Source organism: uncultured Sphingomonas sp. (assembly GCF_946477935.1).
GTDB lineage: Bacteria > Pseudomonadota > Alphaproteobacteria > Sphingomonadales > Sphingomonadaceae > Sphingomonas.
Genome location: NZ_CAMLAC010000221.1, coordinates 1 through 6,096 on the forward strand (window position 1 = coordinate 1; position 6,096 = coordinate 6,096).

The 6,096-nt window shown below is 69.9% G+C and carries 7 protein-coding genes; 3 read left to right on the forward strand and 4 right to left on the reverse strand.

Annotated features, from left to right (window positions below; all coding sequences use genetic code 11):
• Window positions 1–61 precede the first annotated feature (61 nt).
• Genes Q0U08_RS16845 through Q0U08_RS16855 form a run of 3 tightly spaced genes read right to left on the reverse strand, consistent with a single transcriptional unit; the run spans window position 62 to window position 1,996 of the window.
• On the reverse strand, window positions 62–796 hold the full coding sequence (locus tag Q0U08_RS16845; RefSeq protein WP_298092757.1) for a thioredoxin domain-containing protein: 735 nt from the start codon (window positions 794–796) through the stop codon (window positions 62–64).
• A gap of 19 nt (window positions 797–815) precedes the next feature.
• Complete coding sequence (locus Q0U08_RS16850; protein WP_298092759.1) at window positions 816–1,481, reverse strand: thioredoxin domain-containing protein; 666 nt, start codon at window positions 1,479–1,481, stop codon at window positions 816–818.
• Window positions 1,481–1,996: a DUF721 domain-containing protein gene (locus Q0U08_RS16855; protein ID WP_298092760.1), complete on the reverse strand. Its 516-nt coding sequence runs from the start codon at window positions 1,994–1,996 to the stop codon at window positions 1,481–1,483. Before Q0U08_RS16855 ends, Q0U08_RS16850 begins: the two co-directional genes overlap by 1 nt.
• Before the next feature lie 59 nt (window positions 1,997–2,055).
• On the opposite strand from Q0U08_RS16855, the gene Q0U08_RS16860 reads away from it, so the two are divergent.
• From Q0U08_RS16860 to nudC, 3 genes are read left to right on the forward strand one after another with little or no spacing between them, the layout of a single operon-like run.
• On the forward strand, window positions 2,056–3,060 hold the full coding sequence (locus tag Q0U08_RS16860) for an A/G-specific adenine glycosylase (RefSeq protein ID WP_298092762.1): 1,005 nt from the start codon (window positions 2,056–2,058) through the stop codon (window positions 3,058–3,060).
• An 8-nt stretch (window positions 3,061–3,068) separates the two neighbouring features.
• Complete coding sequence (locus Q0U08_RS16865) at window positions 3,069–4,379, forward strand: serine hydrolase (protein ID WP_298092763.1); 1,311 nt, start codon at window positions 3,069–3,071, stop codon at window positions 4,377–4,379.
• 5 nt (window positions 4,380–4,384) lie between these two features.
• The gene (gene nudC, locus Q0U08_RS16870; RefSeq protein WP_298092764.1) at window positions 4,385–5,242 is read left to right on the forward strand and encodes an NAD(+) diphosphatase; all 858 of its coding nucleotides are present in this window, start codon (window positions 4,385–4,387) and stop codon (window positions 5,240–5,242) included.
• 5 nt (window positions 5,243–5,247) lie between these two features.
• Here nudC and Q0U08_RS16875 read toward each other — a convergent pair.
• Window positions 5,248–6,096, reverse strand: an 849-nt coding sequence (locus Q0U08_RS16875) for a prephenate dehydratase (RefSeq protein ID WP_298092761.1), incomplete at its 5' end; no start/stop codon positions are given.

Below are 6,096 nucleotides of genomic sequence, written 5' to 3' on the forward strand. Positions count from 1 at the left end.
CACCCCCCACGGTTGCGCCGCGGATCCCCCCTCCCCCGAGGGGGAGAGGGCCGGCTTCGCGTCAGGCGCCGTTCTGCTTGAGGGCGCTCTCGATGTCCTTCCAGCTGATCGCATTGGGGACGACCTTGCCGTTGATGAGGAAGGTGGGGGTGCCGGACACGGTGCCGTCCTGCGTCTTGTCCTGCGTCTGCTTGGTCAGGCGGTCGATCTCGCCCATGTCGGCGAGGCACTGACGGGCCTTGGCCTCGGGGATGCCGCGCTGCTTGACGAAGTTGATGAGGTCCATCTGCTCGGCCATCATGCGGATCGCGTCGACGGGCTTGGCTGCCTGAAGCTGCTGCTGCATCGCCTGCGGCATGGCCTGCAGCTTGTCGTTGAAGCCGTTCTGCGCCTGGTACATCTGTTCGAGGAGCGGGAAGAAGGGCTGCGTGCCGCCGCACTGGCCGAGCAGGGCCGGCGGCAGATCGGGCGCGCCATGGACGAGGAACTCGCGGAATTCGAACGAGACCTTGCCGGAGCCGACATAATTCTTCGTCAGCGGCTCATAGGCCTCGCGCGCGAAGGCGCCGCAGGTGGGGCACAGGCGCGAGCCATATTCGACCAGCTTGATGGGGGCGCCCGGATTGCCCATCACATAGCCCTCCGCCGTATTCGACACCGTCTCGGTCCAGTTCTGGCCGGCGGGCGCCGCGACGGGGGCGACCGGGCTTGCCGCGGTCGTGCTGTTGCCGTCGCTGCCACCGCCGCAGGCGGCAAGAGCAAGCGAGAGGGCGACGGTTGCGAGACGAAGCTTCATGGAATGGATACTCCGATGGTCAGCGGGCGCCGGCGGCGCGCAACAGGGGTTCGAGGCTGGCCCAGGCGAAGCTGTCCGCCTGCTTGCCGTTGATGATGAAGGCGGGGGTGCCCTGAATGGTGTCGGGCGCATCGTTGGTCATCGCGACGATGCGGTCGATGGCGGCGCGATCGTTGAAGCAGGCCTGGATCGCGGGGGCGGTCAGGCCGCGCGCGCGCGCGATGTCGGTCAGGCCCGCGCCGTCGGCAAGCGCGCGAAGCTGCGCAGCCAGCGGATAGGCGGACAGGCGCTGCGCATTATTCTGGTCGAATTCCGACCCGCGCGGCAGCCATGTCTTCTGCGCGGCGAAAATCGCCTGATGGGTGGTGAAAAAGCCCTTCGCGCCGCCGCATCGTGCCAGAACGGCGGCCGCGAGGTCGAGCCGGTCGCGGATGAAATGGCGCAGCTCCAGGCTGGTCGAGCCGGAGCGGATCATGCGCCCCTTCAGCACCGCATCCGATTCGGTGGCGAAAGCGGCGCAGTGCGGGCAGGTATAGCTGGCATATTCGACCAGCTTCACGCGCGCGGCGGGGTTGCCCAGCACATAGGCGCCGGCGGGGGTCTGGGCGACATTGGTCGTCCAGTCCGCCTTGGGGGCCGCAGCGGTGAGGAGGGCGAAGCCGAGAAAGGCGAGGATCAGGCGCATCAGGACACCTTGGGCAAGCCGCGGGTGGCGGCGACGCCGGCGGCAAAGGATTCGAGCACGGCGCGCAGCTCGGGATCGGCGATCCCCTTCAGCCCGTCGCCCATTTCGGGGGGCACCGGCTGCGGTGCGGGCGGCGCCTTGCGTGCCGGCATGCGCGCGGGCAGCTCGCCCTGGCGGATCTGGATGCGGGCGACCGCCGGATAGCCGAAGAAGCGGTTCACCCGCTCGATGATCTCGGGCTGGATATGCTGCATCATCGGCGCGTGCGCACCGCGAACGACCAGCGTCAGCGTGCCGTCCTGCTTCTTGCCATGGGGAAAGCGAATCGATTCGGGGGCGCTGGCGGCGGACAGGCGTGGGCCGACAATGTCGGGCCAGCGGCTGACCACGGCGCTCTGCACGAAGCCGAAGCGGCGAAAGGCCGCGCCGCCGATGGCGGGCAGCAGTTCGGCCACCGCACGCGAGCGGTTCGAACGAACGGTTTCAGGTCGGGGGGCGCCGGCGCGCTTGCTCATGGGCGACGCCATGCCATAGCGGGCGGGTGGACGCCAAGCGATCTTCGATACCCGACCGGCTGCTCGCCTGGTATGACCGACACCGGCGCGACCTGCCGTGGCGCGCGAAACCCGGCGAGGTGCCCGATGCGTACCGCGTCTGGCTGTCCGAGGTGATGCTGCAACAGACGACGGTGGCGGCGGTGTCGCCGCGTTTCGAGGCGTGGGTGGCGCGCTGGCCCGATTTCGCCAGTCTGGCGGCGGCGGACGAGGCGGACGTGATGGCCGCCTGGGCGGGGCTGGGTTATTACGCCCGCGCGCGCAATCTGGTGAAGGCCGCCAAGGCCGTGGTGGCGGAGCATGGCGGTGCCTTTCCGCGCACCGAGGCGGGATTGCGCAGTTTGCCGGGGTTGGGGGCGTATACGGCGGCGGCGGTGGCGGCGATCGCGTTCGGCGAGCGGGCGGTGGTGGTGGACGCCAACGTGGAGCGGGTGGTGGCGCGATTGTTCGCGATTGCCACGCCCCTGCCCGCGGCGCGGCCGGCGATCCGCGCGGCGGCGGAGACGATCACCCCGGACGTGCGGGCGGGCGATTTCGCCCAGGCGATGATGGACCTGGGATCGGGCGTGTGCACGGTGCGCGCGCCAAAATGCCTGTTATGCCCGTTGCGCGAGGCTTGCGACGGCTTTGCCTCGGGTACGCCGGAGCGGTTGCCGGTGAAGGCGGCGAAGAAGGCGAAGCCGCAGCGGCATGGGACGATCTTCTGGCTGGAGCGGGAGGGTAGCGTGCTGCTGGTGCGGCGGCCGGACAAGGGGTTGCTGGGCGGTATGCGCGCGCTGCCGACCGGGCCGTGGGTGGACACACCGCCGGGGCTGGCGGGGGCGCCGGTCGATGCCGGTTGGACCATGCTGAACAGCAGGGTGGCGCACGGTTTCACGCATTTCGATCTGGAACTGGCGCTGGCGCGCGGCGTGGTGGGCGCCGAACACGCGGTGGCGGGCGAGTGGTGGCCGATCGACGCGATCGGAACCGCGGGTCTGCCCACGGTGTTCGCCAAGGCGGCCGAACGGTTGAGGAATAGTTGATGAAGCGGATGGTGATCGCCGGGGCGCTGCTGGGCCTTGCGGGCCTGGGGGCACAGGTGCAGGCCCAGGCTCTGGCTCGGCAGGAGGTGCCGACCGCGGCGATCCTGCCGAACACGCAAAGCCTGCTGGACGGCTATGTCCGCGACGGCAAGATGCCGGGGATCGTGGTGGCGATCGGGCGCGGGGACGGGCCGACGCTGTTCCCCGCCGCCGGCCGGGGCGGACTGGAGCCGAACGCGCCGGTGGCGGGGCCGGATACGCTGTGGCGGGTCTATTCGATGACCAAGCCGATCACCGGCATGGCGGCGATGATGCTTGTAGAGGATGGCCGGTTGACGCTGGACCAGCCGATCAGCGATTTCTTTCCCGGCTTTGCGAAGATGCGGGTGCTGACCAGTCCCGATACCAGCCTGACCTCGGTGCCGGCCAGGACGCCGATCACGGTGCGCCATCTGCTGACCCATACGGCGGGCCTCAGCTATTCGATCAATGCCAAGGGGCCCATCCTGAAGGAATATGAGCGGCTGGGCATCGTGCCCGCCGCGGTTAACGCCACCGTCGAGGCGAAGATGCGCGCGACGCGGCCGAAGTCGCTGTCGGAGTTCGCCACGCGCGTCGCCACGCTGCCGCTGATCGCGGAGCCGGGGACGAAATGGAGCTATTCGATCGGGCTCGACGTGCTGGCGGCCGTGGTCGAGGAGGCGTCGGGGATGCCGTTCGAGCAGTTCGTCTCCACGCGCGTGTTCCAGCCGCTGAAGATGACGTCCAGCTATTGGCAGGTGCCGGCGTCCCAGGCCGGGCGGCTGGCGACCAATTACAGCTTCGTCGGCGACATAATGGTGCCGCTCGATCCGGCGGCGACCTCGGTGTTCCGGCAGGCGCCGAGTTTTCCCTATGGCGGCGCCGGGCTGGTGATGTCGGCGCGCGATTACGACCGGTTCCTGCACATGTTGCAGGATGGCGGCACGCTGGACGGTGTGCGCGTGATGAAGCCCGAGACGGTGGCGCTGGCGATGTCGAACCTGCTGCCGGCCGGCGTGCGCTTCGGCGGGGTGGCGGGCAGCACTGGCGGGACCAATGCGGCGGTGCCGATGGGATTCGGTGCGGGCGGATCGGTGCTGCTGGCCGATCAGCCGGGTGGCGCGGGCAAGGGCACCTATGGCTGGGGCGGGGCGGCCGGCACGGTGGCCTTCGTCGATCCCTCGCGCCGGGTGCGGGGCACGATCATGGTCAATTATTTCCCGTCGGATCGCTATCCGTTGCGCGAGCAGGTGCTAGGCGCGCTGGCGAGGGATGCGGCGCGGGTGGGGGGACGATGAGCGCGGTGGGTGTGATCGGCTTTACCGGGGGGCGGCTGAACCGCGCGGATGCGCTGCGGCATGACGGGGCGGCGTTGGAGGCGGCGATGGCCGATCCGGCGGCGCGTCTGCTGGTGCTGGACGACTATGCACCGACGATGGCGGCGGGGCGGCTGGGTTGGACCGCGCTGCCCGACAGGCCGAGCGATCTGGTGCTGCTGGGGCTGGACGAAGGGGGCGTGCCGCATTTCGCCGAGGTGACCGGGAAGCCGGCAAAGGGGCGGTCGTTCGAGCTGATCGCGGCGCTGCATGCGCTGGAGGCGGGGGAAGCGGCGACCTATGCGGCGGCGCGCAGTGTGCTGGACTGGCATGCGCGGCACGGCTTCTGCGCCAATTGCGGCAGCGTTACCAAGGCGTTCCGGGCGGGCTGGGGCCGCGCCTGCCCGGCGTGCGGGACGGAGCATTTCCCGCGCACCGACCCGGTGGTCATCATGATCGCCGAGCATGAGGGACGCGCGCTGCTGGGGCGGCAGCCGGCCTTTCCGCCGGGGCGCTATTCGGCGCTGGCGGGGTTCGTCGAGCCGGGCGAATCGATCGAGGAGGCGGTGGCGCGCGAGGTGGCGGAGGAAGCGGGCGTGGTGGTGCGCGACGTGCGTTATGTGGCGAGCCAGCCCTGGCCGTTTCCGTCGTCGCTGATGATCGCGTGCATCGGGCGCGCCGAGAGCGATTCGATCACGCTGGACACCAACGAGCTGGAGGATGCGATCTGGGTGACCCGTGGCGAAATGCGCGCCGCGCTGGCGGGCGCGCCGGGGCGATTCGTGGCGCCGCCGGCCTATGCGATCGCGCATGATCTGATGCGGGTCTGGGCCGAGGGCGGCTGATTGTCCTACCCGCGGGCGCGGGCCTGGCGATAGGTGCCGAGGATGCGGACCCATTTGGAGTGGAAGCCGAGTTCCTCCACCGCGCGGTCGAACGCGGGGTCGCCGGGCTTGCCATCGACATCGGCGTAGAATTCGGTGGCGGCGAAGGTGCCGCCGCGCTGGTAGCTTTCCAGCTTGGTCATGTTGACGCCGTTGGTGGCGAAGCCGCCCATCGCCTTGTAGAGCGCGGCGGGGATGTTCTTCACCTCGAAGATCAGCGTCGTCATCCACGGGCCTTCACCGGCCGGCGGGCGGCCGCCGCGCGCCAGCGTGACGAAGCGGGTCATGTTGTGGTCCGCATCCGCGATGTCGGTGGCGAACAGCGTCAGGCCATAAATGTCGGCGGCCGCCGGCGGGGCGAGCGCGGCGACGGTCGCATCGCCGAGTTCGGCGACGCGCGCGGCAGCGCCCGCGGTATCGGGATAGGCGACCGGCTGAATACCATGCGCGCGCAGCCAGTGGCGGCACTGGCCCAGCGCCTGCGGATGGCTCATCGCGTCGCGCACGGTGTCGCGCGTGCCGAGCCCCATGAGCGCGTGGCGGATCGGCAGAAAATGTTCGCCGGTGATCACCAGGCCGGATTCGGGCAGCAGGAAATGCATGTCCGCGACGCGGCCGTGGAGCGAATTTTCGATCGGGATGATCGCGCAATCGGCGCGGCCGTCCTTTACCGCATCCAGCGCGTCGGCGAAGTCGAAACAGGGTAAAGGCAGGCCGTCCGGAAAGGCCTGCACCATGGCGACATGGCTGTTGGCGCCCGGCGCGCCCTGGAACGCGACCGCACGTTCCGGCTGGGCGGCGGCGGCGGCCGACAT